Raw genomic sequence first — 529 nt, forward strand, 5'->3', positions numbered from 1 at the left:
GCTCGCGTGGCGCCGCGAGCGCGGCGTGCGTGAGTAGCGCGCACGCGAGCGGCCCGGCGGTGACCGGTGCATACATGACCGGGTTCTGATATGCGCCCCGAAAATGCAGCAAGGCGACCTCGCCGACAGTTCCCGCCAGACCGAGCGCAGTGACCAACCCGAGTGCCCGCCCCGCCGGCATGCCAAAGAGTTGCGGCTCGACGGCGGGTTCGTCGCGCAAGCGCTCAGCGACCGCACCGAGCGCGCCCGAAAGCAATAACGCCATGGGCGCCCCGATCGGCGCCGCATAGAACAGGTTGTGCCAACTCACGCCGCCCGGACGCTTGGTGATGTTGTAAAGATGGAACCCGGTGCCCGCGATGCCCGCCGATGCCGCCGCCAGATAAATCGCGTGCCGTCCGCGATGGGTTCGGGCAGCGCTGTCGGCGCGGCCATGCAGTCCCGCCGCGAGCGACAGGATCGAGGTGATGAGCGGCGTGACCATCGCCTTGTTGGCGAACGAGCCACGATAGTGTTCGATGGAGCTGTC

General features: G+C 68.1%; 1 pseudogene. It reads right to left on the reverse strand.

The annotated features are described in order from the left end of the window. Positions 1-529: pseudogene (locus AWB68_RS46095) on the reverse strand (hypothetical protein); the annotation flags it as partial.

Source organism: Caballeronia choica (genome assembly GCF_001544535.1).
Lineage (GTDB): Bacteria > Pseudomonadota > Gammaproteobacteria > Burkholderiales > Burkholderiaceae > Caballeronia > Caballeronia choica.